At 32.0% G+C, this 23583-nt stretch carries 20 protein-coding genes; 8 read left to right on the forward strand and 12 right to left on the reverse strand.

The genetic code is table 11. The features are described 5' to 3' along the window. Nucleotides 1–70 precede the first annotated feature (70 nt). The 3 genes from GCL57_RS01905 to GCL57_RS01915 form a co-directional block, all read right to left on the reverse strand. Nucleotides 71–3478 (reverse strand): UvrD-helicase domain-containing protein, encoded by a 3408-nt coding sequence (locus tag GCL57_RS01905; protein WP_152211567.1) that lies wholly within the window; start codon nucleotides 3476–3478, stop codon nucleotides 71–73. Continuing rightward, nucleotides 3471–6290 (reverse strand): PD-(D/E)XK nuclease family protein, encoded by a 2820-nt coding sequence (locus tag GCL57_RS01910; RefSeq protein ID WP_152211568.1) that lies wholly within the window; start codon nucleotides 6288–6290, stop codon nucleotides 3471–3473. The genes GCL57_RS01905 and GCL57_RS01910 overlap by 8 nt, the downstream gene beginning before the upstream one ends. Nucleotides 6291–6405: 115 nt before the next feature. After that, nucleotides 6406–7290 (reverse strand): DNA-processing protein DprA, encoded by an 885-nt coding sequence (locus GCL57_RS01915; protein ID WP_152211569.1) that lies wholly within the window; start codon nucleotides 7288–7290, stop codon nucleotides 6406–6408. 506 nt (nucleotides 7291–7796) lie between these two features. Here GCL57_RS01915 and GCL57_RS01920 point away from each other — a divergent pair. Further along, nucleotides 7797–8066 carry a hypothetical protein gene (locus GCL57_RS01920; RefSeq protein WP_152211570.1) on the forward strand — a complete coding sequence of 90 codons (270 nt, stop codon included), beginning with the start codon at nucleotides 7797–7799 and terminating at the stop codon, nucleotides 8064–8066. Then, nucleotides 8063–8701: a hypothetical protein gene (locus GCL57_RS01925; RefSeq protein WP_152211571.1), complete on the forward strand. Its 639-nt coding sequence runs from the start codon at nucleotides 8063–8065 to the stop codon at nucleotides 8699–8701. The genes GCL57_RS01920 and GCL57_RS01925 overlap by 4 nt, the downstream gene beginning before the upstream one ends. Here GCL57_RS01925 and GCL57_RS01930 read toward each other — a convergent pair. The 5 genes from GCL57_RS01930 to GCL57_RS01950 form a co-directional block, all read right to left on the reverse strand. Beyond that, nucleotides 8682–9611, reverse strand: a complete 930-nt coding sequence (locus tag GCL57_RS01930; RefSeq protein WP_161597549.1) for a DMT family transporter — start codon at nucleotides 9609–9611, stop codon at nucleotides 8682–8684. The genes GCL57_RS01925 and GCL57_RS01930 overlap by 20 nt on opposite strands. A gap of 174 nt (nucleotides 9612–9785) precedes the next feature. Then, entirely contained in the window at nucleotides 9786–11006 is a 1221-nt protein-coding gene (mltA, locus tag GCL57_RS01935; protein WP_161597550.1) for a murein transglycosylase A, read from the reverse strand. Between the two features lie 159 nt (nucleotides 11007–11165). After that, entirely contained in the window at nucleotides 11166–12134 is a 969-nt protein-coding gene (locus GCL57_RS01940; protein WP_152211574.1) for a hypothetical protein, read from the reverse strand. A gap of 183 nt (nucleotides 12135–12317) precedes the next feature. Then, a complete protein-coding gene (locus GCL57_RS01945) occupies nucleotides 12318–12935 on the reverse strand; it encodes a YceD family protein (protein ID WP_152211575.1) in 618 nt (205 codons plus the stop codon). Nucleotides 12936–12955: 20 nt separating this feature from the next. Beyond that, nucleotides 12956–14293 carry an MFS transporter gene (locus GCL57_RS01950; RefSeq protein ID WP_152211576.1) on the reverse strand — a complete coding sequence of 446 codons (1338 nt, stop codon included), beginning with the start codon at nucleotides 14291–14293 and terminating at the stop codon, nucleotides 12956–12958. A 120-nt stretch (nucleotides 14294–14413) separates the two neighbouring features. Between GCL57_RS01950 and GCL57_RS01955 the strand changes: the two genes are divergently transcribed. The 6 genes from GCL57_RS01955 to GCL57_RS01980 all read left to right on the forward strand — a co-directional run bounded on the left by GCL57_RS01955 (nucleotide 14414) and on the right by GCL57_RS01980 (nucleotide 20517). Continuing rightward, nucleotides 14414–14638 carry a flagellar FlbD family protein gene (locus tag GCL57_RS01955; RefSeq protein ID WP_152211577.1) on the forward strand — a complete coding sequence of 75 codons (225 nt, stop codon included), beginning with the start codon at nucleotides 14414–14416 and terminating at the stop codon, nucleotides 14636–14638. A 61-nt stretch (nucleotides 14639–14699) separates the two neighbouring features. Next, nucleotides 14700–17486 (forward strand): tetratricopeptide repeat protein, encoded by a 2787-nt coding sequence (locus GCL57_RS01960; RefSeq protein WP_152211578.1) that lies wholly within the window; start codon nucleotides 14700–14702, stop codon nucleotides 17484–17486. 31 nt (nucleotides 17487–17517) lie between these two features. Beyond that, nucleotides 17518–17820: a hypothetical protein gene (locus GCL57_RS01965; RefSeq protein WP_152211579.1), complete on the forward strand. Its 303-nt coding sequence runs from the start codon at nucleotides 17518–17520 to the stop codon at nucleotides 17818–17820. Next, nucleotides 17817–18311, forward strand: coding sequence for a hypothetical protein (locus tag GCL57_RS01970; RefSeq protein WP_152211580.1), 495 nt, complete (start codon nucleotides 17817–17819; stop codon nucleotides 18309–18311). Before GCL57_RS01965 ends, GCL57_RS01970 begins: the two co-directional genes overlap by 4 nt. 83 nt (nucleotides 18312–18394) lie before the next feature. Further along, a complete protein-coding gene (locus GCL57_RS01975; protein ID WP_152211581.1) occupies nucleotides 18395–19594 on the forward strand; it encodes an aminotransferase class I/II-fold pyridoxal phosphate-dependent enzyme in 1200 nt (399 codons plus the stop codon). Continuing rightward, nucleotides 19591–20517: a 2,3,4,5-tetrahydropyridine-2,6-dicarboxylate N-succinyltransferase gene (locus tag GCL57_RS01980; RefSeq protein ID WP_152211582.1), complete on the forward strand. Its 927-nt coding sequence runs from the start codon at nucleotides 19591–19593 to the stop codon at nucleotides 20515–20517. Before GCL57_RS01975 ends, GCL57_RS01980 begins: the two co-directional genes overlap by 4 nt. A gap of 4 nt (nucleotides 20518–20521) precedes the next feature. On the opposite strand, the gene GCL57_RS01985 is transcribed toward GCL57_RS01980, so the two are convergent. Genes GCL57_RS01985 through GCL57_RS02000 form a run of 4 tightly spaced genes read right to left on the reverse strand, consistent with a single transcriptional unit; the run spans nucleotide 20522 to nucleotide 23536 of the window. After that, nucleotides 20522–21223, reverse strand: coding sequence for an amino acid ABC transporter permease (locus tag GCL57_RS01985; protein ID WP_152211583.1), 702 nt, complete (start codon nucleotides 21221–21223; stop codon nucleotides 20522–20524). A gap of 1 nt (nucleotide 21224) precedes the next feature. Continuing rightward, a complete protein-coding gene (locus GCL57_RS01990; RefSeq protein ID WP_152211584.1) occupies nucleotides 21225–21938 on the reverse strand; it encodes an amino acid ABC transporter permease in 714 nt (237 codons plus the stop codon). Nucleotides 21939–21969: 31 nt separating this feature from the next. Continuing rightward, nucleotides 21970–22782: an ABC transporter substrate-binding protein gene (locus GCL57_RS01995; protein ID WP_152211585.1), complete on the reverse strand. Its 813-nt coding sequence runs from the start codon at nucleotides 22780–22782 to the stop codon at nucleotides 21970–21972. 13 nt (nucleotides 22783–22795) lie between these two features. After that, complete coding sequence (locus GCL57_RS02000) at nucleotides 22796–23536, reverse strand: amino acid ABC transporter ATP-binding protein (protein WP_152211586.1); 741 nt, start codon at nucleotides 23534–23536, stop codon at nucleotides 22796–22798. Between the last annotated feature and the right edge of the window lie 47 nt (nucleotides 23537–23583).

Here is a 23583-nt window from a genome sequence, read left to right on the forward strand (position 1 = left end):
TTACAAAATTGTTACTCTTTTTATGCCTTTGGTCAAAGTAGTGTGTCGGCTTTTTTGGGAGCAAAATTTACTATTTAAATAGATAAAAGCTCTCTCCCGACTCAAATTGATACTTCGGCAAATTCATCTCCTCCCAATAAGTTTCATCTCTCTCATCGACATTTTTAGTATAGCAAAGAGCGCTCATGATGAGGTATTGGCGCTTTTTATCAGAATTGACATCAATGCGTTTTAATGAAAAATTATTTATAATATTCATATAGTTATGAACTTGCGTTAAATGTTCTGGCTTTTTTTTCCCTGTTTTGAAATCAACAATTAGAACGACTGCGATGTCAATTTCTTGATTTGCAATAAATTCAGTAAAATTTATGGAATTTTTGGTTGAAAAGTCATAAATATTTTCAAAACTGAAATCAGAAAACTTTTTTATTTCATACAATGCCAGAAAATCAAGTATATTTCTCGAAGAATTTAAAAAGTGCAGATGGTTTTCTTTTTTTGACCATATTTCAAGCTCATGAAAGGTCTGATAAGCACTTTTTTCTAAAAGAAATTGAATTGAAGATTTACGTGCCTTTCGGTTTTCAACTGCTGCATGATAAAGAATTCCTTTATATATTTTACTTCTTTGTGTCTTTAATTTATTTAATATCTCTTTGATATTTTCTTTCTTAAAAGAGTTTAATTTTTCTTCGCTATGATCTAACTCTATTTCATCAGAATTTAATTGCTCTTCATTGTGAATAAAATCATATTTATTTTCAATTGTTTGGGCTGCAATTTTTGGTCCTAAGGTAAAATTTATCTCATAAAATGGGTTTGATTTAGTGATTATTTTTTGTTTTTTATGAAATGAATGCAAAAACTGGGGACCATAATCATAAAATGCGATATTTTCACATTTTGAAACAAATTGATTGGGAGTTTCTTCTCCATCTTGATACCAAGGTTCAGGAGGAATGAGGGCAGGAAGACTTCTAGAACCTTTGCCTTTGGGTTTTTCAGGGCTTCTTAAAAAGAAATGTTGATCTAAATATCTTAAATAAACATCTTCCTCTAAATATTTTTGAAAAGGCAAATCCGTTGATTTTAAAAAGTGAAAATCATCTCTCAATCCTTTTTCTTTTTGTCGCATAGGTTGAAATAAAATAAGATTCTTTTTTGCACGAGTGAATGCTGTATAAAAGACTCTTTGTCGTTCAAAATCTTGTTCAATATGATTGCGTAATTTGGCAAACCAATGAATTTTATTTAGAGCTCCATTTTTTTTATATTCACTTTCATGATCATTTTCTAAAAAATTCAGATTTTGAATGCGCTGCATAATAGATAGAGAGTCATCATCATCTTGTAACCAAGAAATATCAAGGTACTTTGATGATTGCGATGTGGTGAATTTTCCAAAAGATTTGCTTGAACCAAATTTTGGTAAAAAGCAGACTACATTCCATTGTAATCCTTTAGCTCCATGCACAGTTTTAACTTCGAGAGCATCTTCCTTATTCTCAATTTTATTTTCAGTGTTTTCAATATCCCATTTGTCAATGCTTTCAGGTAATAAAAATTTATTAAAATTGTCTAATTTTTCTGCTTCATTTAAATTATTTAAAATAATGGAGATTTTATTTTTCAGGAGCATTTGAAAGGATGGGGAAGCAAGTTTATTATTTAAAGATTTTGCAAAGGAATCCATTTTAGCGCAAAAAACAGAGGCCGCAAATTTTAATTGAGTATCTTCATGTAATTCAACAATTTCCCATCTTAAAAGTTGCCACGCTTTAAAAAAATTTTCCTTTGCAATATGTCTATATTTTTCAATTAAATTTAAAATTTTATTCTCAGTTAAGTTTTTAAACTTTAATTCTTTAAAGTACTCTTCAATGCTTTCATGTGAATAAGGTGACAATGAGCTTTGCATAATCTCATATAAATCAAAGGAATCACCTTCAAATGCCAACAGTTTTGCTAAAGCTAAAGCAACATTCAACTCAGGTGAGTCATTATTATCATCTTGGTTTTTTGCATTGCATTTAACAGGGACTCCAATTTCTCTTAACTTGTCTGTAACAGAGAGCGCATCTTTATTTGATTCGCATAAAAATACATATTCAGACCATTTTTCACTTCTTTCTTCTTTAAATCTCTTTAGGTGAGTTACAAACTTTGTTAAAGCATAGTCTTTTAACTTAATTTTATTTTCTGAATAGGAGTCTTTTTTTTCATCACTGCTAAAACGATCAGGTAATAGAGATGCAGTTACAATAAACACCGAGGGTGATTGTAGCTGTGATTTATATACATCATTCTTATTTTCACTTGGTAGATTTTTTAATCCAACTTCCAGTGGATTATCCGCAATAAATTTATGTAAAGCTTCTTTATAAAAATAAGAATCTTTAAAGGAGTTTGGAAAAAATGGATTTTGCCAAGAGAAAGTTATATTTGAGAGTTTATTAATTTCATATAATAATAGAGGAACGGAGCGAAAATTTTTTTTAAGCTCGATATGTTTCCAGTGATTATCATTCTTTATACTTTGAAAGACATCCACACTGGCATTGCGAAAACCATATATACTTTGTTTTGGATCGCCAACAACTAACATTCTTGCTTGACACTCTTGAACAAGATGAAATAAAATTGCATGTTGTATATGATTTGTGTCTTGATACTCATCGACAATGAGTTCTTGAATTTGTATAGGAATATTGTTTTTTAAATTTTCTTTTAAAAAAACCGTTCTATCAGCATAGGTTAACTCACCTTTTTGTAGTCTTTTTTCATATTGAAGACGGGCAATATTATGCATTTTAAGCAATAAAAATAAAGTTGCAGGATGAATATTTTTAGCTGCAATACGAATTTCATTTTCAGTGGCAGCTAAAAAGCAGTCTGAACACATTGTTGATAGTAGGTTTTCTAATGTTCCTTTATTTTTTTTAAAACCTTTTTTAAAACCACCAGATAAAATAAAATCAATAGTAGCTGATTTTTCATATTCTGAAAAAGTATTATTTTTAAAGAAATTAGAAAGTGTGATATTAAGTTCTTGGCAAACAATATTTTCGTGGATCAATTGCAATTTGGGTGGCATGTATTTTGATTCACTATTTTTTATATGATTTCCCCACCATGTTGGATAAATACACTGTACTAATTCTGCAAAAAAACTATCAATTGTTGAAATATGAATTAGAGGAAAAAGATCTTCTTTTAAATTTTCATTTCGTAATACTTTTTCAACTCGTTCTGCAATTTCAAAAGAAGCATCTTTAGAAAAAGTTACAACAAAGATTTTCGCAGGACTTATTTGAATATTTGGATTTTTATGATGTAAGAGCCAATAAATACGTTCGGTAAGAACTTGCGTTTTTCCAGCTCCTGCGCCGGCTTCAATGATAAGATGCTTTTGTAAATCTTTTTTATGAGGATAAAACTCTATACATTGCTTTTGTTCAATAGTTAGTTCAGCCATGGCCTTCACTTTCTTCAGCCTCAGGTTTTATTTCGTTTGGAAGAGGGCAAATACTTTTAAAATCACAAAAATCACATTGTGCTGCTTGAACGGGTTTGGGATAAAAGTCACCTTCTTTTAGATTTTTGGCATACTCACTGAATTCATTATATATTTTTAAATATAAATCACTGTCTTTTTCTAATGGAGATTTAAAAATATAATTTAAAATAATATTCTTTTCTTCATCTAAATTTTTAAGCTGAAAGAGTGAAAATGATATTATTTTATGAAAATAATTTTTTTCTTCAGTAAGTAATTTTTGTGATGCCCATGCTAAGCTGTATAAACCTCCTTGTACGCATAATTTAGCAGTTTTTTTATTTTTAAGTTCTGAAGGTAAAATTACTATACCGCTATTTTGTTTAGTTGCTTTAGAAGTTTTATAGTCGATAATATGCAATCCTTCAGAGGTGGCATCAATGCGATCAATTTTTCCAATAAATTTTAAATCTGACAATTCAAGTACAATATTGCGTTCTCTTTCAAGACCTGTTTTTTTATTTGGAATATTTTGAGTAAATTCTTTTTCAAGCATTAGAAAGCGATAAAATGTTCTTTTAATGGTTTCTCGTTCAATATTTTTTTCAAATGTGCTTTTTACACTTTTCTCAATGCTCCATAAAATGTCAATTGCTTCTTTAAATGCAGAAAATATTTCAGAAGAATTTTGGCATTGGGAATTATCAAGAGCTGTTTTAAATAATGAATACCAGGTCTCTTTGTCAGAGCTTAAAAAAAGAGTTTCATTTTTTAATTCATGCAAAATACTTTCATATACAGACGACATAACTTTACTATAATCTTCATTGCCAAGAAGAGTGACAAGCCTTGTGATTATTTGTTCGGCAATCATATGCATTTTTGTGCCGATGCTCATATAATCGATATTTAAATTTTCATTTTTTAATTTTTTTATACCTAAAATATCTGTTAAAAAGTATTGAAGTGGACAAAGAATATATCTTTCAAATTCAGTGATTGAAAGATACTTCTTTTCATACAGAAATCGAGATTTCCAGTCAGTTATATAAAATTTTGGATCTTCGCTTTGAGAGTTGAGACGTAAGAATAAATTGGAAAAATGAGTGTCAGGAAGTTTTTGGCCAAGTTCAAATATATTCCTTTTTGGCTTTAAATATGTAGGAAAATTATCCAATTCTCTTGAGTTTTCAAGCCAAAATTCAATTGGTATTTGTTGTTCGCAGAGGTTTTTCCAATAACCTCTGTACATAATTTCACTTGCTGGAAGATCTATTAAAACTCCTTGTTTTCGCAGGAGTGAAATTGCATTGTTAAGCACTTTAACATGAAAACTTGATGATGTGGGCGCATGCGCACGACCTGCTGCAACTATTTTTTGGGGTAGAAATTTTCCATTAAGGAATGATAAGGCTCTAGGAGATTTTGCAATAGGATGAGGTTCCCCAAGTGTGATGGTTTCTTTTTCAAGATTTCTTTGAAATAGTTTAAAAATGACATCGCTATTAATTGTGTTAAAATTTATAGAATAATTTATTGCGATTTTAGATAATAGTTCTTCATCAGAAATGAGAGAAATTTTATCTAAGAAATTTTGAAAAAGATCGTCAATTTTAGGAAAGATATTTTTGGAATCTGTATAGGAAAAATTTTTATTTTGCCATTCTTCAAAATCACTTAAAGATAAATTATAAGATCCTCCCGCATCAGAACGAGTTTCTTTAAATGTACCGGGGTCAAAGTCCGCTAAAAGCGTGAGGGTCTCTTTTTCATTGAGCACATTGTTAAGCAAATCAAAATAATTGTGCTTATTTTCTGCCACATAATATGAAATATGACTATTTTGATTGTGCTCTTCACTTTCTAGATTTTGAGATGAGTTTTTGTATTTTTGGGTAAGTATAGTTCTTGAATCATAGAATGAGTTTGTTGTGAAATTTAAAATATCTCGTGCTTTGAGAATGGCTTTTTTAAATTCTGAGACTACTATACATTGAAAATTTCCTGGTTTTATACATTCATTATCTTTAATCTTTTCTATATGTTCAATATTTTTAATAGGATATTCAGGTGCAGAGATCCAAAGAATATTTCCTTTTAAAAACTTTTTTGGCAAAACTAATTCTTTGTTTAGTTCAGTATTAAAAAGATGATCTTTAAAAGATCCTTGTAAATATTCAGAAACCAAATTTTGCAATCGACTGTAATTTTTTAATTCTAAAGATGCATATTGATAAGCGGCAATAATTTGTTTGAGTGCTATTTCATTAATTTCTTGAACAGAACGCGTACTTTCTTTTTCTTGAGTGCTTAAAATAAGTTGAACAAAATTTAAGTCGGGAGGCCAGGTAGCGTCGATAAGGGAAAGAATTTGTTTTGCCAATGGCAGTGAGTCATTGCCTGCATAACCGAATAATTGCAAGATTATTTCTATAAGATTTTCTTGGTTTATGACATCAAGATAGGGTTTATGTATGAATGAAGGAAGTTCAGCTAATAGTTTTTTATTCGTTGTTGCTGCAAGAGTAGAGCAAAAATTTTGTGCTAAACTGTCTAAAGTGTACATTGAAATGCCCATGATAGCATTTGTATTGTTTTGAGTGTGATTTTGTTTGTCAATCTCATAGAATAATTGATTGCGAATTGCTATTAAATCTTCTTTTCTTTCACAGATAACAGACCACTGAATATTATCTTCTTTTATCTGTTGATTGATAAAATTTTCTGCAAATTCTTTTATGCCTTTATGATTACACAGGAACATTGAATTTTCAAAGAAATCTTTTTTCACAATACCAATCCTTATTCAAAAGCGCACTTCAAATGCGCATTTGTAGCCGGAGATTAAATGAACTCACTCGCATTGACAAATGGTGTGCTCATAATTTGTACTTTGTTTTGCGGATTTAAACATTTCGATAAAGTGAGTTTAATCTTTCAAGAATATCTTGAGAATTTTGAATACAAAATGCTCCATTTTTTATAAGTTCATTGGTCCCTTCGCTGTTCATATTATCAATGCACCCTGGAACTGCTCCTACATCAACGCCCAATTCGCAGGCCGCATTGGCAGTGATAAGACTTCCACTCGTCAGAGTCGCTTCTATTACAAGCACAAAGTCAGCGAGGGAAGCAATTGTTATATTTCGCTGCGGAAAATTCCATTTATGGGCTCTTTCTTGCATAGGAAACTCGCTAAAAATAAGACCTTGAGGAGATTTTTTAAGTTTTTGAAAGAGAATGTGGTTGCTTGAGGGATAAGGGTTTTGCAGACCATTTCCTAAAATGCAACAAGAATTTCCATGCTGAAGGGCTACTTCCTGTGCAATGGTGTCAATTCCAATGGCACCGCCTGATACAACCGTGCAGCCTGCTAAAGCGAGCTCTTTAGCAAAGCGATATGCCTGTTCTCGTCCGTAAAGTGTGGGTTTTCTTGAACCAATGATAGCTACTTTAGGTGAACTTAAGATAGCTGGATTTCCAATATACTGAATAGCTAAAAGGTTGGGGTGAGGTATTCTTTTATGAACTGCACTTTCTAATTGATAACGAGTCAGAAATTTTATGCAGCTTTCTGCAATACTGTCGTTTTTATTTTCTAATATATCTATTAGTTTTTTTTGTTTTTCTTCATTGGCACAGCAGTGTGCAATAAAAATTTTGCTTTTAAAATTTTGATGATGGCGAGTTAAATACTCAAGTGCGCGCATTCTCTCAAGTTGACTTAGATTTGTTTGTAAATACCAGTAGTCTATAGATTTTAAAGTATTGCGGGCTGGATTTTGGATCATATTATACCTTTTTGCAGTTATATATTTGAACTTAATAAAAAGACTCTAGCTTTATAATGAAAGATTTTGAGTATGGTTGGGGGTGACTAGAATTTGGGGTTTATTTATAAAAACTGAACAAAATTAAAATTGTAAAAAATATAATTTTTAATATATAATTTAAAATTATTTTATAAAATTATATATTATTTTTAATATTAAGAAATATTTTCCCAGTGCATAAGGTTTATGCAAGAAAGTAATTTGAAGAAGTGAAGGGTAAAAGTGCAAAATTCAGTTCAATTGCATTTAAAAAGTTCATATTTTTGACTCTTTCAAAAATATGACATGCAAAATATAAGATAAGCTTCCAAAATTACATAGGAAAATATTTGACTGGAGATTTGCAATATGATTTACTCTGTTTAAAGCCATTTAAGCTTAAATATGTGTCAAATTTTCTACATGTGCAAATTTTTTGCGCATCTAGCTCCTGTTTGTGTATTTTCTAGCCATGGAGGTTAAGCATGAAGGAGAGTCGCTGCCCATACCACGTAAAGCAAGGTTTGGTCGATGCTCAGGGGAAACTTGTGCTGAGCGAAGTTTGTGGAGTGAAATCGGCTTGTGGAGCCGCATGCACTTTTGCTCCTTTTACAGAAAATTCACATAAAAGTTGTCCAAGATTCCTTGCGCATACGAGGGGTGGTGAACGTCAGGTGCTTGTGCCAAAGAACGATATAGAGTATTTGCCAGAAGTGAGTGGTATGGGAAATTTTAGTGAGATTGATCTTTTGTGAATAGCTCTTTCGATATAAATAGTAAAAAGACGCAAATGCAAGCGACTATGACTTCCGATATTTTAGGAAGTGAAGTCGAAACATTTGATATCGGGACAAATGCATTGTTTAAGATAGCGTTATATCTTGGTGTGCCATCTGGTTCATCTGATGTAGATGATGTTTTTCTTGATATTTTAAAAAAATCTCTTTCACAAAATTCAAAGCTTTCCTTTCAGAGATTTTTCACATTGCTTTCCTTTCATTATTTCAAAAAAAGATTTGTTCCTCAAGCTATTTATGAAGTTAAGCAATTAAGAACAGATTGGTTGCTTGGGCAGTGTGTGGTTTCTGAGTTATCTGGTCTCGATTCCAAGGGAGCACAGCATTATTTTAATACTCTCGAGCAAAGAGTTTTTGTAGATTATATCACGGGATGGCCTTCACTTCACAATTGGCTTGAACTTGAATTTCAAAAAATTCGCAAAAAGTTTTTAATTTCATTATTAAAAAAGTATAGTAATTTTATTTTATTTTGGTGTCTTATAATTTTAGCTGTATTTATTGGCCTACATATTACTTCAAAAGAAAACTCCTTAACAATGTGGGAACAAATTCAGGGTTGGATTGGGTTTATCACTCAACGTTTGCGATAGTTGCTTTTTTTGTAGAAAATTTTTGTATCGAATTTATTATTTGCCTATAAAATGCGATAAAACTGCCTATGAGTTGTAGACATAAACCAAAAATCAAATTGCCTGTTATATTTAGATTTTCAAATAATATGGATAATATTATGCCAACTGCAGGAAAAAGTGTGACCATATAACTGGCATTAGCTGCTCCAATTCTTTTAATTAAATTTAGAAAGCAGAGCCATGCTAAAAAAGAAGCAAAAACGGCTAAATATAAAAGGGATAGATAATAACTAGAGCCTACAGTTGAAATGACGGTTATTTTTTGTGGAATAAAGATCGATGTATAAAATGTCATTATTAAAATACTATAAAAAAGCCCCCACATATTTGCTTGAATTGGGGGTATATCTTTTTCCACATTTTTCATTGAAAAAACATCTCCAATAGATGTTAATACAGTGCCAAGAAGTGCAAGAATAATTCCATAGAAAGATAAATGTGCGTTTTGGAATGAATCTTTCAAAAGAAAGACTACACCTACTATGGAAATAAGTGCACCAGCTATAAGATTTCGGCTTAATTTCTGTCGTTTTATAATACTAAATAAAATAGGTGAAATAATACTTTTAACTGAAAAAATAATAACAATATAACTTGAGATTAAGTAACCTGCTGCATAGTAAAACAAAATATAATTAACTGAAAAACTAAATGTTCCAAATAATGCAAGAGTTGAGTGATCTGAAAATGAGAGTTTCTTTTTAGTATTTTTAAACATACCATTTAAAATTAAAAAAAGAACGAATGCAATAAGGAGCCGAAATAAAACCGAATACTCTGAAGCAACAACTCCATATTGATATTTAGTGGCAAAATAGTTCCCGCCCCAAATGAGAGTGCAAGTTATAAATAAAATAAAATTTTGCATGATGACAAGCCTTTCGGATTTTTCGAGAGCATTTAAAAATGATTTAAATGCTCTCGAAAATATATCACTAATATAATGCATAAAAATTTTTATTTAAAAATTAAAAATGATTTTTTATTGATTGCATTTTTTTAACACTTCTATGAGTTGCTTCGGTGGAGATTGAAAGAGATTTTAATCATGAGCTAAAAGAGGAAGGCAAGGATTTTTTGGAATCAGCACATACATTTCTCCTTGTTGTTGAGTAGCACCTGCAATCTCTCCTGCTTTGTGACCTTCCCCCCAAAAAACGTCAATTCTATGGGGTCCCTTGATTGCACCACCAGTGTCTTGAACAAAAGCCAGTTGATTAAACTTTTCGTCAGGCAGATTTTGAATATTTGTCAGTGTATTGAAGGTTGCTGGCATTTTAAAGTCAAGAAGTGTTAAGGTACCAGCTGGTAGAATTCTTTGATCTGCAGCAATACTTCTTTCAGGAATGAGTCTGACATTGATATTTCCAAAAGGACCATCATCTTCTAAAGAAAAGAAGACGTAAGACTTATTATAATTTAAGATTCTATTTTTTTCTTTTGGATTATCATCTAACCATTTTCGAATGCTTTGCATGGTAATCTTAGATTTATCTAAATGACCTTCTTTAAATAAAAGAGCACCTATTGGATTATATTCTCTTCCATTTTGTGATGAGTAGTGAATATATTTTCTATCACCATTTGGATAAATTAATAAACCAGAGCCTTGTATTTCAATAAAAAAAAGATCTACTTTGTTTTTTACCCATGCTATTTCTAGATTTTTATTGTCTAATTTTTTTTTGCTCGTAATTTCTTCGCGTGTCCAGTAAGGCTTGAGTTGATTCTTTTCAACTCTACCTCGAATTCTTTTTCCTTTATAGTTTGGATTAAAATCTTCTAAATCTACTGTGATGAGATCTTTCGGCATTTTATAAACGGGCGTTTTGTATGTTTTTGAAGGTTTATCAGAAGCTTCAGCATAAGGAATATAGTAACCTGTGTATAAAACATTTTTATCATCTTCTATGGCTAGTTTATAGACATCAAAATTATTTTTCAGTGAAGTTAACAAAATTTTATCTCTTTTAATGTCATTTAATAAGTTAGTACTTGAACAGATATAATCTTGTGTCGAAAACTTTATATCTTTTAATTGAAAAATAGAATTTGATTTTTTGTTATTGAGCCATTGAATATTATTTTCTATTGAGCTAATAAGTGAATCTTTTTTAATTAAAGTTTCACTTAAAGGAACATTGTCCCAAGACTCTTTTTTAAATGTAAAGTCATCAAATAGAAAACTCTTAGAAGGAGAACGACATGAAGAAATTAAAAAGCTAATGAATAATAGAGGAGGAACATATTTTTGAAATAACATATTAAAGGCCATTTTATGAAAGTGTTAACTTTTAAGCGGAATAAAAACCAAATAACAGGAAAGAATGTATAGTATATTTTTAGAATTAGAAAGTTATTATATGCATATAGACAGATTGTATTTTTAGCAATGTTTGACAGATTGAATTATGAGTTCGATTTAAAGTGAATCAGATTCATTTATTATAAAAAATTTCTTAGGTTTTTTGCAACATTTTGAATCAGGTTCTTGAAAACCAATTTTGCAGGCAGGCATAGGAAAACAATATTTTAAAGATTCAATAAAAAATTGATAGTTTATAAAACTTTCAGAATCGTTCTTATAACTCATTAAAGGACTCAAATTATTATCTGTTTGAGAATCACTCGTTTTTTCTTGTTGTTCTATTGTATTAGTTTCTGTAATAGCGGTTTGGATTTGGGGTTTAAACTCTCCAGCTGGTTTCTTTTCATGAGTGCCATTTGAAAAAGTATCTGATTTATTTTGTGGTATTTTTGATGAATTTTCTTTTTCAATAAAAGCACTTTTCTTTTGATTTTGTGCTGGCAATGTAAGAGTTTTTTTCGTGATGGATTTTATTTCTTCAGGTTTTTGAAGGATAGGTTTCTTCTCAAGTGTTTTTTTAACCACCGGTGGAGTTTCTTCAGGTTTTTTAGGAATTGGTTTTCTTATCACAGTTTTTTGTGGTTCTTTGTCATCTTGCTTTGCTTTTTTAATAATTATTTTTTCATTTTCAGTCTGAGTTACAACTTTCTTACTGGTTTTGGGTTTTGTAGGATCTTTTTTAGCATATTCATTCTCCAAATTTTTTTCATTTTTATTTAAATTTGCATTTCTCCAATTATCTGCTTTGGGGAGCTTCAAAATCTCGCCAATGTATATGAGATCTCCATTATGCTTCTTTTTTACTGGATTTAAATTTAAAGTTTCTGCCAATGAACCATTTGCTCCAAAAACAGGACGTAATGAATGCCTTTTTAAGATGTGAATAAGAGTATCATAGGCTTGGACTTTATACTCATCATAATTTTGTTCTTGAGCATAGACAGTAAAACTCATAGCTAAACAAAATGTTAACAAAATCAGCTTACTTAAATATGTCAAGAAGGAAGATTTAGTAATGTACATATGTACAGATCTCCTTCAATACCATAAATGTATCTAAAGCTATTTCGGTGTGAAATTTATAATTTATTAACTAAATATTAATATTTAATTGAAATTAATTTGTTAACTTTTGATATATTGATTTTAAATAAAAAATTCCCTTCAATATTAAATGTATAAAGGGAATTTTTGGGAACGGATAGACTAATTATAAGAGCAATTTTTGGTATGAATGGGAGAGATTTTTTTACCTTCAAAATAAACTTCATTTAATTCTGTTCCACAGCTCGAACAAAGACCTTTACAGTCTTCTTTGCATAGGGGAAGTTCGGGAAGGGCAAGATAAAGTGAATCTATAATGAATTCATCAAGTTCAATAAAGTTTCCATTATATGAATAGGTTTCTAAGTCTGAAGATTCTAATTCAATTTCTTCTTCAGGCTTAGAGTCATTCATATATCGAGAAATTCCAGAGTTTTTGAAAGCAGCAGAAGTTTCTGGGACAAAATAAGCACTCACGTGAGCAGTGACTTTTTCTCTAAATGGAGTGAGAGAACGAACACATTCAAGAAGGGGTTCAAACTCAATTTCTCCTTCAATTCTATACATGTTATGTTCACGAGTGAGTTTTAATAACCCCTTCAATCTTGTAAATTGTTCTTCTGGCGTGGTAAGTGATGTTGTTTCAAGAAATTCTCTTGTCCATTCGCTTAAAATATCATTAAAATGTATTGAATTTGAGGGTTTATTTTCTATGCTACCAAACGAAATATCTAAATTTTGTCCGATTTTTGCAACGTTGATAGCTAGGGATTTTCTCATCCATTTGTTCCTTTAACTCATTATATCTTGTTTTCTTTAGGAAATACGTATGTAACTCTTATTTTTCGGAGAGCTTCATAACTTACAATCACTCCAGTTAAGAGAATAAAGGCAGATATGTAAAGAGATTTTTCACCTTTTAGATAAGAAATATAAAAGCCTGTCTCATAAGCAATCCCCATAAAAGCAGGACCAATCATGCGAGCAATTGCAGCCACTGTCTGTGAACAGCCAAAAGCAAATCCTTGTGCTGTACTTGGCGAAAGTCGACTTACGAGTGCATTTATGGAAGGATTTGATGTACTTGTGCCAATACATAAGAAGGTAAGTCCACTGAAAAGCACATAAGGATTAGGAGCAACCAGTGGAATTAAAATAATTCCAATAATTATGCTTAGTTGCCCTATTTGAAGAGTGTATACTTCTCCTAATCTTTTAAGTAAAAAACGTGCTAAAAAAGCATTTCCTAAAAGTGAGATTATTCCAATGAAAATATAGCTCTTATAAATGAATGACTCACTAAAATAGTAAGCATCGCTTAAAAGAATGGGTAAAAGCGTTTCAACCCCAGCAAAGGCAAAAATTTGTAGAAATACACTTACCATAACCCCAACAAAGGCACGATTTCCTGAAAAATGTCTTAAGTTTTGAACTAAAGTCGCTGTTTTTTCCTCTTTTATATTTTCAAGAGAGCTATTTATGTGAATGATTTCAATTAAGTTTTTAATTTGATCCTTTGCATATTTAGGATGAGTTTCAGGTTGAAGTTTAAGCAATAAAACTAAATTTATAATATTAAATGCCGCAGCCGCTATTCCGATTGCTTTAAAATAATTTCCTTCGAACAGAGAGAATGTATCGCATAAAAAGATGACAAGTGTACCTATGGCAGGACCTATTGAAAAGCCTCCGCCAAAGGCAAGCCCAATAATGACCATATATTTAGCTCTGTTGTTGCGCTCTGTGATGTCAGCAATACAGGCTTGGGCAGCAGATAGATTGCCACTGGCAAAACCTGCTAGTATGCGCGCAAATACTAAAAAAAGGTAAGAAGTTGAATAACCTGTGAGTATTTGAGCTATTGCTGAAATGACAATTGTAGACACAAGAATTTTTTTTCGACCATAGATGTCTGATAAATGTCCGATAAAGACTACAGAAAGCACTGTGGCTAAAGAAAACCAAGTGGATAATAGAGTTGCTTGTGTGTCTGAAGCTTGAAATGAGCGCGCGATAAGTGGCATAATAGGAATAAACATACCAAAACCAAGCAAATCAATAAATATGATTAGAAAGACTGAACAGAGGACTTTTTTTCTTAAGGAATTCATTTGTTGGGTGTCTATGATTTGAGGCATGATTATTTTCCAAATAATTCGGCTTGTTTTAGATTGAAAGGTGCTGATACAATCTGATTTGCACCATAGATCTAAACTTAAGTCCACGCAACGAACTCAAGAGTCGTTTGAGGGGGGAATATGATTCGAGTTACGCGTCTTGATGGATCTGATGTTTTTATAAATGAAAATAATATTCAATGGATAGAAAGTTTGCCGGACACTGCAATTACTTTTTTGAGTGGTGCAAGAATTTTGGTTAAGGAAAAAATTAATGAAATCATTGATAAAATGGAAACGAAAATGAAAAGTGATTTTAGAGTTGAAACTTCTAAAAATATAAATGAAATGTCAGATAAATTATAATCCATTTTTTGCACTTTTCTTGCCAAGTCTGAAGTCGATAAGGTGACATGGAGGCGAGAAAGTGTTTAAAAAATTAAGTAATATATATTTATTTTTATTAAATTTATTTCTTGTTTTTGTTACTTTGTCATTTCACTCGCTTTGTTATTCCCAAAATTGGCCGAGTCTATTTGATAATGAAGATTTTATTCCACAAAATGAAATCGATTTAAAAAATAATCCAAAGATCACTCTAAAAGATTTTAAGAAAATGGAACAAGAACAGTTACGTAAAAAAGTATTTGATTCCTTTTATTTTATTGCTGATTTTGGCAGTAGTATAAAGGGTGAAGAACCACGCAATTGGTTTGATTCACATAAAAATCCCGAAAATTCTTTGAAAGTTGGCTTTCCACCAAGTATAAAAAGACCGCCTGTAAAAATACACTTTCCAGTTTATAATTTGACAAAATTAGCTTATTTTAAAGCAAATGATCAATACACTTCAAAGCTAAATATGTGCCAAGATTTTTGGTTACAAAATCGTTTACAAAAAGCTTATGATTGTTTTTTCTTTTTACAATTAGAATTAGCGCAAGACAAAGTTTCAATAGAATCGCTTATTCGACTTAATGTAAATATTTTACATGGGTTTTTCTTAATATTTTTATCTTCTAACAATGAAGATAAGCTCTATATTTGGAATGCGAATACAGTTCCTCCATCCGAAAGAGAATATACAGATGGAGATCATTATTCCATTGCGCGCAGTTTATTTTCATACATAACTACACGGGTAGATAATGCGGTTTATTTTCCAACTAAAAAAGAAGACGTAATTGATCCCATTTATCAAAATATTTTTAACTCTCCAACTTATTTCAAGCTCTTAGCAAAAATTGCGGGAGAGAAAGTTTCTGTTTCCTTATTGCCAGAACCCGTCGATCCTCTTGCTTGGATTCGTACTGTCATGCCCATTGTTTACGCTGATGCTATGGCAATGAATCAAGGTTGGCTTATATGGCAAAGAGCCTTTACATCAGCGGCAAAGATGGAGGATTTTATTAAAAAATTCTCATATCCTTCACTGGAAAATGATTCACCTCTTAGTATTGAAAAAAATGCAACTTCAAGAAGTGAAGTCTTTGTAGCTGCAAAAAACAATACGGATCTTCTTTCAGCCATCGATTTATTTCGAGCCGTTGCGATGATATCTTCTAAAGATCCAACAGCAGCTATCGAATATATTGCGAGTGGAATTTCGCGACAATGCCATCCCGATCTTGCATCGTTGCTTTTTTCTTTATCAGGGGACATTTATTTTGATTTAGATATTTTGAGGTGGGCAAGAAGATCTTATTCGTGGGCCGAACTAAATGATAAAAATTTTGTTGAAAAAGTTCCGAGCTCATTATTTTTTGGAGCTGAAAGTGCTTATTGGCTTGGTCAATATGATATTGCAAAAAGAGGTTTTGAGAGATTTGTAAAGTCAGTGGGTGATCCAGAGTTTGGCCCTTGGGCTCGTTTGAGGTTAGCTGAAATTTCTGAATTGAATAAAGATTCTGATACGGCTCGAACAATTTATGAAGTGATTTTAAAAAACTTTGATCGTCATCCCGCTTCGGAAGATGCTCAAGTTAGGCTTTTTTGTTTATATGAAAAAAAGTTAACCCCAAATGTAAAAAAAGTAGAATACAAAAAAGTTTTAGAAAAAATTAAAAATGGGCGTGATGTTTTAAAGAAACAGGCAAAAGCTTGTTTATTACGATCTGATCTTGTCGATATGAGTGAAAAATCAAAAGAAGAAAAGAAAAAAAATGTTGTGCAAAAAGCAAATGATCAAAAAGAAAAAATTGATGTGTATCGCAAAGAATTTCCTGAGAGCGAATTTTTAGTGCTTTTTTCTCATAGATTAAAAGAACTTGAACTTGCAGAAGGCACTTTATTAGCTTCAGAAAATAAATGTAAAGAGTTAATAGAATATTATAATAAAAATAGGAAAGAATTGATTTCTTTAGAAAAACATAATCATAATTATGTCGCAGGTTTAAAATGGGATGATAAAGATAAAGTTAAGTTGTTACGTTGCAGCGCATTCTTAAGTGATATGAAAATGTGGAAAGAAATGAGAAAGACAAATATCGGAAAAGACGGAAAAGAAATGCATGAAATATTTTACAGTTTAACAACACATCCTTCTGTTGAAAAGGCAATAGAAGGTTATCATTTATTAAAATCTAAAAGTCAGGAGTGGGGAAATAAAGTAAAATTGTATGAAGGTTCTGCATTTGAAATGACAGAACGAGAAGATTTTTGGGAATTATTAACTTTACAGAGACTTTTAAAATATGAGTTTGTTTCTAAAGTTTCAGTAAAAAATTTATTGAATACAGTGATTTCAAGAGATCTTTTAAGTAAGCCGGACAAAATTTTTGAGACACAAGTTTTTTGTAATTGGATGCTTAGGATGAAAGATCAACTAAACGACAGTGAATGGGATACTATTGCTTCGGCAAAAACATCAGAACAGTGGTTAAAACTTGAATTTAATGAAAAAGATCAAAAAAGTCATTTGTGTGACACAGCCTTTGCTAAGGCACTTTTAGCAGTCACATTGACACGTCCAAGCACTTTTCGTGACAAATCAGTACTTTTACCGTATCTTGAAAAAAAAGGAATTTCAAATGGTTCAGAAGAGTGGCTACGCTATGCTCAGCGTCTTGAAAGGGAAAGAAGCTCTCAAGATCTTGAAGTTCAGGGAATTTATACGAAACTTGCCAAAGATGCAAAAGAGAAACTTATAAAAGAATCTGCCCATGCTTGGATAAAGAAGAATATCGACAAAGAAGCCGATAAATTATTGTGGTAGAATTGTAAGAGTGAAGCCAAAAGAGGTGTTTATGAATAACGTCGTAAATTTATCTCATAAAAAGATAGAGATTGAAAAGAAAAGAGAAAGAGAAAAGCTCAATAAACCTGATGCTTTGACGATTAAACTTTGGCGTCTTTCTATGGAAATTGATGATTTGATTAAAAAAGGCGTTCTTGATGACTCTTTGCCGCCAGATGAAATTGCGGCAATAATTGCTCACAGACTCGGAACTTTAATCTCTTGCTCTGAAAAGTCAGTTGAACTCTCTGAATTTTGTTGTCATATTATTGAAAGAATGAATTCTAGCCGCGTAACAGGTGAACCTGCATGACTTCCGAATTATCGATAAAATGGAAAAGAGATGATTATGTCTCGATAGCAGGCATTATAGATGAAAATGCAAATTTTAGTGATTTAACCAATAGAAAAACTGATATTCTTTATATCGATCTTAAAGATGTGGCACGTATCAATAGCAGTGGAGTGAGAAAATGGGTCAATGCTATTGAAATGCTTAAAGAAGTTGAACTCCATTATATCAACTGTGCTTGTTCCGTTGTCGATCAACTTTCTATGGTGCCTGAATTTATAGGAAGAAAATGCACTGTGGAATCTTTTGATGCTGAATATGCTTGTGAAACATGTAATAACACACAAATTTTTACACTTGTTGTGGGGTATGACATTGAACCAGGTCTGACTAAATATTTAGATGGTCCTGAAAAGTTTTGTCAAAAATGTAAAAATAGACTCGAATTTAATCACAATCCTGATAGTTATTTATTTTTCCTAAGTAAGCTTTCAAAAAAGAGAAAAAAATAACATTTCAACTATTCTTGTCACTCACCAACTCACAAGTTATATCTAAACTTTCAGAGAGGTCTATTACTGTGTGAGGGACAAAAATGAAAATCAATGAATTAAATTCATGGCTACTTACTCTAAAACCTTTTGCATTAACAAAAAATGATGAAATTAAAGAAAAGCTAACATCTCAAGGTATTGAAGTTTTTGACTTCACTTTAGGAGATCCTAAAGAACCCACACCCTCTTTTATTAAACAGGCTCTTATAAGCGGCATCACTGATGTCAGTCAATATCCACAAAATCCTGGTTCCCCTGAGCTCAGAAGGGCATGTGTTGCTTGGGCAAAGAAAAGACTTAATGTAGATGTGAACTGTCAAACTGAAGTAATTTCTTCAAATGGCAGTAAAGAAGCTGTTTTTCATATCCCTCAACTGCTCTTAAATTCTTCAAGTCAAAGAAGAATGGTCATTTTTCCTGAACCAGGTTATCCAGTTTATAGGGCAGGAACAATTTTAGCGGGTGGAATTCCATATGAAAATCCACTTAAAGCTGAAAAAAACTATGTTTTTGATCCAACTGAAATACCAGAAGAACTTTTACCGCAAATCGCTGCTATTTGGTTATGCTATCCTCATAATCCAACGGGTGCGACTATCACACACTTAGAAATGGAAAAAATATACAGTTGGGCGTTAAAGCATGACATCATTATACTTTCAGATGAATGCTATATGGACATGTTTTATGATGGAAAAACCATTCCAACCTCGTTTCTAGAAATTTCTAAGAGCAATCAATTTAAAAATGTTCTTTCCTTTTTTTCTTTAAGCAAGAGAAGTGGAATGACCGGATATCGTTCAGGTTTTGTTGCTGGACAAGCCGAGCTCATAGGCCTTTTCGCAAAATATAGATTAAATGTGGGGCTTGGTACTCCCGACTTTGTTCAAAAAGCTGCAATAGCTGCTTGGGGAGATACCGAACATGTGCTTGAAAGAAATAGAATTTTCTCAAGCAAAAGAAAATCTGTCGATAAGTTTTTTAAAAAAAATAGCATCAAGGTGCTTCCCAGCAATGCCACTTTTTATGTTTGGGGAGAAATTCCTGAAAGTTATCAATCAGGAGTGGATTTCATCAATACACTTTTGAGTTTGACTGGAATAATGGCAACTCCTGGGAATGCATTTGGAAACTCATGTGACCGAAATTTTAGAATGGCTCTTGTGCCAACAGTAGAAAAAATAAATGAATGCCTTAATATATGGCAAACAAAAATAGACTCTGGAGAATTTAAGTTATGAATCAATTGAATGATTTAGAATTAAAGCAATTAAAATCTTTAATTTCAAAATCTTATGGAAATTGGGAAAGTCTTAAAAACAAAGAGCTACAGGAAGCCGTTACGATCTGTCTAAGACATATTGAAAAAGGTTTCCTTCGTGTTGTATCCCCAAAAGGTATGCAAGCAAATTGTTTTGAACAAGAAATGATTCATTTACAAGAATGGGAAGTACATTCTTGGGTTAAGCAAAGCATTTTAATGGCAATGCGTTTGAGAACTGCAGAAACATTTCATTTTAAATTTGATACTCCTTTGAATTTAGATACTTATAGTAGAGTTCATGCAGGTTTAATCAGTTATCATGATAAATTTGATGTGAGAAATGATCTTGCAACATATGGTGTCCGTTCGGCCCATGGTTCAATAGTTCGTGAAGGAGCTTATGTTTCTCAAGGAGTTATACTCATGCCGAGTTTTGTAAATATTGGTGCATGGATTGGTTCAGGAACAATGATTGACACTTGGGCAACTGCAGGAAGCTGTACACAAATTGGTAAAAATGTGCATATTGCAGGCGGTGTTGGAATTGGGGGCGTGCTTGAACCAGAAAATGCACGTCCTGTCCTTATTGGTGACAATGCATTTTTGGGCAGTCGTGTGGTTGTTGTGGAGGGTTCTGTCGTGAGCGAAGGTGCTGTGCTTGGTGCAAATGTATGCTTAACATCTTCAACTCCTATTTATGATATGACAACCCCAGATAAAAAAGAATACCGTGGATATGTTCCACCAAATGCAGTTGTAGCTGCTGGAACAAGAATAAAATCATTTCCAGGTGGAGATATTCCGTTACAGTGTGCTTATATTATTGCGTATAGAAACCAAAAAACAGATGTGAAAGTAAGTTTAAATGATATTTTAAGAGAAACGGGAATTCCAATTTAAATTATTAAATTACTTTTTTCCAAGATAAACTTTTTTCTAACCATCTGCTTAAACTTGTAAAAATAAAACAAATTATAAAATATATAAAAGCCAAGAATATAAATATTTCAGCAGAATGAATTTGTGTTCGATTATTTATTTGCATTGCAACTTGGGTGATTTCAGACACACCAACAATGTATCCAAGAGAGGTATCTTTAATTAAAGAAACAAACTGATTCACAAAAGATGGAATCATGTTACGTAAACCTTGCGGTAAAATAATGTAACGCATACTTTGCCAGTAAGTAAGCCCAGTAGAAATAGATGCTTCGGTTTGTCCCCTTGGAATACTGGCAATGCCAGCAATAACAATTTGTGAAATGTAACACGAAGTAAAAATACTGAGAGCGCATATGACAGTGGTATTTTCAGGAATCTTTCCTCCAGTAATCGAAGGTAGAATAAAAAACATCCAAAAAATAACCATAAGCAAGGGCATGGCACGAACAATATTTACGATTGCTATGATGGGTAAGCTAATAAATTTATTTCTTGATATGCAAAGTAAACCAAGTATCAGTCCACCAAAAATAGAGAGTATGACAGATATGAATGCCAATATTAATGTGAGTGCCAGCCCACCTAGCGGGCCGTGCGGGTATCTGCCAATTAAAAGCTGTAAAAAATTATCTGAAATGACTGAAAAATCAAAAATACTTTCCATTTTAAGGTGTTCCTTTTCCAAGTGGATTAAGAACTTTCTTGTCATACCAAGTCACTAGGATTGTAATTGAAAATGAAATGCAAATATAAATAAAAGTTGCTGCAAAAAAGGCTTCAAAACTTTTAAATGCTTGGCTTTCAATTTGGCGCGCTTGATAAGTGAGTTCACCGACTCCAATAACCATGGCCATTGAGGAGTTTTTTGTTAAGTTAAGAAACTGATTGATGAGTGGAGGAATTGTATGTCGCACTGCTTGAGGTAGAATAATATAATGCATGGAACGCAAATAAGAAAATCCACTGCTGCGTGATGCTTCCATTTGTTCTTTGGGAATAGCTGTAATTCCTGAGCGGATATCTTCTGCAATAAATGCAGATGTATAAAAGGTAAGAGCAATGACAGCAGCAACAAATTCAAAATTATATTGATTTAAAAAATCATTAATTGGTTTCGGTAAGATTTGATATGAGCCAAAGTACCAAAAAAAGAGTTGGACAATAAGAGGGGTGTTACGAAAGAACTCAAGGTAACACTGTGCAAACCAGCGGACTGGAGTAAAACTAGTCATACGCATAATTGCAATATTTAGTCCCAAAAAAAATGCCAAAACGCATGATATACTTGATAGCTGAAGTGTTGTAATTAGACCTTCATAAAGCCATTCTGCATATTTTCCATGCAGAACAACTGAGAGGTCAAATTGGGTTGCGGACATTTTTTTCTCCCAATTGGATCATTTGTTACCTTTATGGAACTATTTTAAAATCACGAACAAGGGGTACTTGAGATTTAGGGCCAAACCATTTAGTAAATGTTTCATTCGCTTTTCCATTTTTTTCCATTTCAAGTAGAGTTTGATTTACAATTTTAAGTAATTCTGGATTTTTCTTATTAACACCAACCCCATAAGGTTCTTTAGAAATATCAAATGAAGATAATTCAAAATCTTTCTTTTTAATTGATCTTGATAATATTCCTGCAAGAATAGATTCATCGGTTGTAATTGCAAAAACTTTTTCTTGTTGCATAGCTAAATACGCTTGTGGATAATCATCATATGAAATTATTTTTGCATTTGGTAATTTAGCTGCAGCATTTTTCTCAGAAGTAGATCCTTTTGTTGTTCCTATTTTTTTATCATCTAAATCTTTTAAAGATTTTACAGAACCTTTTTTAACAATAAATTTTTGTTTTGAAATGAAATAAGGATAGCTAAAATTAATCTCTTTTGCTCTTTCAGGAGTAATTGTCATTGTACATATTAATAAATCGACATTTTCTTCGCTCAATAAAGGAATTCTATTTGCTGAAGTCACAGCTTTGAGTTCAACTTTAACTCCTAGTTTTTTTCCTATTTCATTTGCAAAATCTATATCATACCCTTGCAATCTACGTGTTTTTTCATCAACAAAACCAAAAGGGTATAAAGAGTCTTTAACTCCAACTATAATTGAACCTTTTTTCTTAATTTCTGTAACATCGGCATAAGATTGCTTTGTAAAAGATAAAAAAGTGAGAGTAGAAAGCGCCACTAAAAAAAATCGTCTATTGAGTTTCATTTAATAATTCCTTTCATTCGGATTGCATTGGAGTGAGAACTTGTTTTAGAAATTTTTGTGCACGGTCAGATTTTGGATGATTAAAAAATTCTTCTGGAGAGGCTTCTTCAACAATGATGCCTTGATCAATAAATATAACTCGATCCGCAACTTCTCGTGCAAATCCCATTTCGTGAGTAACAACCATCATTGTTATATCTCCGCTGGCTAAATCTTTCATGACTTTTAATACTTCACCAATCATTTCAGGATCGAGTGCAGAAGTAGGTTCATCAAAAAGCATAATTTTGGGCTGCATAGCAAGGCCTCTAGCAATTGCAACACGTTGTTGTTGGCCACCAGAAAGCTGTGAAGGATGTGAAGATTTTTTATTTTCCATTCCTACTTTTGCTAATAGTTCCATAGCAAATTTTTCGGCTTCTTTTTTTGCAATTCCTTTAACTTTGCGTGGTGCTAAAGTGATATTATCAAGAACATTTAAGTGTGGATATAAATTAAATTGTTGGAAAACAAAGCCAACTTCGGTGCGAAGTTTATTGATATTTGTTTTGGAATCTGAAACATTTACTCCATCGACAGAAAGTATTCCTTCACTTATTGGTTCGAGTGAGTTTACCGTGCGAATGAGAGTTGATTTACCCGAACCTGAAGGTCCACAGACAACGACAACTTCTCCTTTTTTTACAAAAAGATCAATGTTGTTTAAGACGTGGAGCTTTTTAAACCATTTATGAACACCTTTAAACTCGATCATAAGATCTGCCTTTTTGAAAGATTATTACTTTTATGTACATTAACACA

Source organism: Fluviispira multicolorata (assembly GCF_009208585.1).
Classification (GTDB): domain Bacteria; phylum Bdellovibrionota_B; class Oligoflexia; order Silvanigrellales; family Silvanigrellaceae; genus Silvanigrella; species Silvanigrella multicolorata.

What these genes read in the sequence shown, in the direction of transcription:
- GCL57_RS01995 (WP_152211585.1), bottom strand. Translation starts at nt 22,782, where the DNA reads ATGAAACTCAATAGACGATTTTTTTTAGTGGCGCTTTCTACTCTCACT.
- GCL57_RS01985 (WP_152211583.1), bottom strand. Translation starts at nt 21,223, where the DNA reads ATGGAAAGTATTTTTGATTTTTCAGTCATTTCAGATAATTTTTTACAG.
- GCL57_RS01965 (WP_152211579.1), top strand. Translation starts at nt 17,518, where the DNA reads ATGAATAACGTCGTAAATTTATCTCATAAAAAGATAGAGATTGAAAAG.
- GCL57_RS01980 (WP_152211582.1), top strand. Translation starts at nt 19,591, where the DNA reads ATGAATCAATTGAATGATTTAGAATTAAAGCAATTAAAATCTTTAATT.
- GCL57_RS01905 (WP_152211567.1), bottom strand. Translation starts at nt 3,478, where the DNA reads ATGGCTGAACTAACTATTGAACAAAAGCAATGTATAGAGTTTTATCCT.
- GCL57_RS01930 (WP_161597549.1), bottom strand. Translation starts at nt 9,611, where the DNA reads ATGCAAAATTTTATTTTATTTATAACTTGCACTCTCATTTGGGGCGGG.
- GCL57_RS01920 (WP_152211570.1), top strand. Translation starts at nt 7,797, where the DNA reads ATGAAGGAGAGTCGCTGCCCATACCACGTAAAGCAAGGTTTGGTCGAT.
- GCL57_RS02000 (WP_152211586.1), bottom strand. Translation starts at nt 23,536, where the DNA reads ATGATCGAGTTTAAAGGTGTTCATAAATGGTTTAAAAAGCTCCACGTC.
- mltA (WP_161597550.1), bottom strand. Translation starts at nt 11,006, where the DNA reads ATGTTATTTCAAAAATATGTTCCTCCTCTATTATTCATTAGCTTTTTA.
- GCL57_RS01940 (WP_152211574.1), bottom strand. Translation starts at nt 12,134, where the DNA reads ATGTACATTACTAAATCTTCCTTCTTGACATATTTAAGTAAGCTGATT.
- GCL57_RS01955 (WP_152211577.1), top strand. Translation starts at nt 14,414, where the DNA reads ATGATTCGAGTTACGCGTCTTGATGGATCTGATGTTTTTATAAATGAA.
- GCL57_RS01950 (WP_152211576.1), bottom strand. Translation starts at nt 14,293, where the DNA reads ATGCCTCAAATCATAGACACCCAACAAATGAATTCCTTAAGAAAAAAA.
- GCL57_RS01975 (WP_152211581.1), top strand. Translation starts at nt 18,395, where the DNA reads ATGAAAATCAATGAATTAAATTCATGGCTACTTACTCTAAAACCTTTT.
- GCL57_RS01970 (WP_152211580.1), top strand. Translation starts at nt 17,817, where the DNA reads ATGACTTCCGAATTATCGATAAAATGGAAAAGAGATGATTATGTCTCG.
- GCL57_RS01915 (WP_152211569.1), bottom strand. Translation starts at nt 7,290, where the DNA reads ATGATCCAAAATCCAGCCCGCAATACTTTAAAATCTATAGACTACTGG.
- GCL57_RS01945 (WP_152211575.1), bottom strand. Translation starts at nt 12,935, where the DNA reads ATGAGAAAATCCCTAGCTATCAACGTTGCAAAAATCGGACAAAATTTA.
- GCL57_RS01990 (WP_152211584.1), bottom strand. Translation starts at nt 21,938, where the DNA reads ATGTCCGCAACCCAATTTGACCTCTCAGTTGTTCTGCATGGAAAATAT.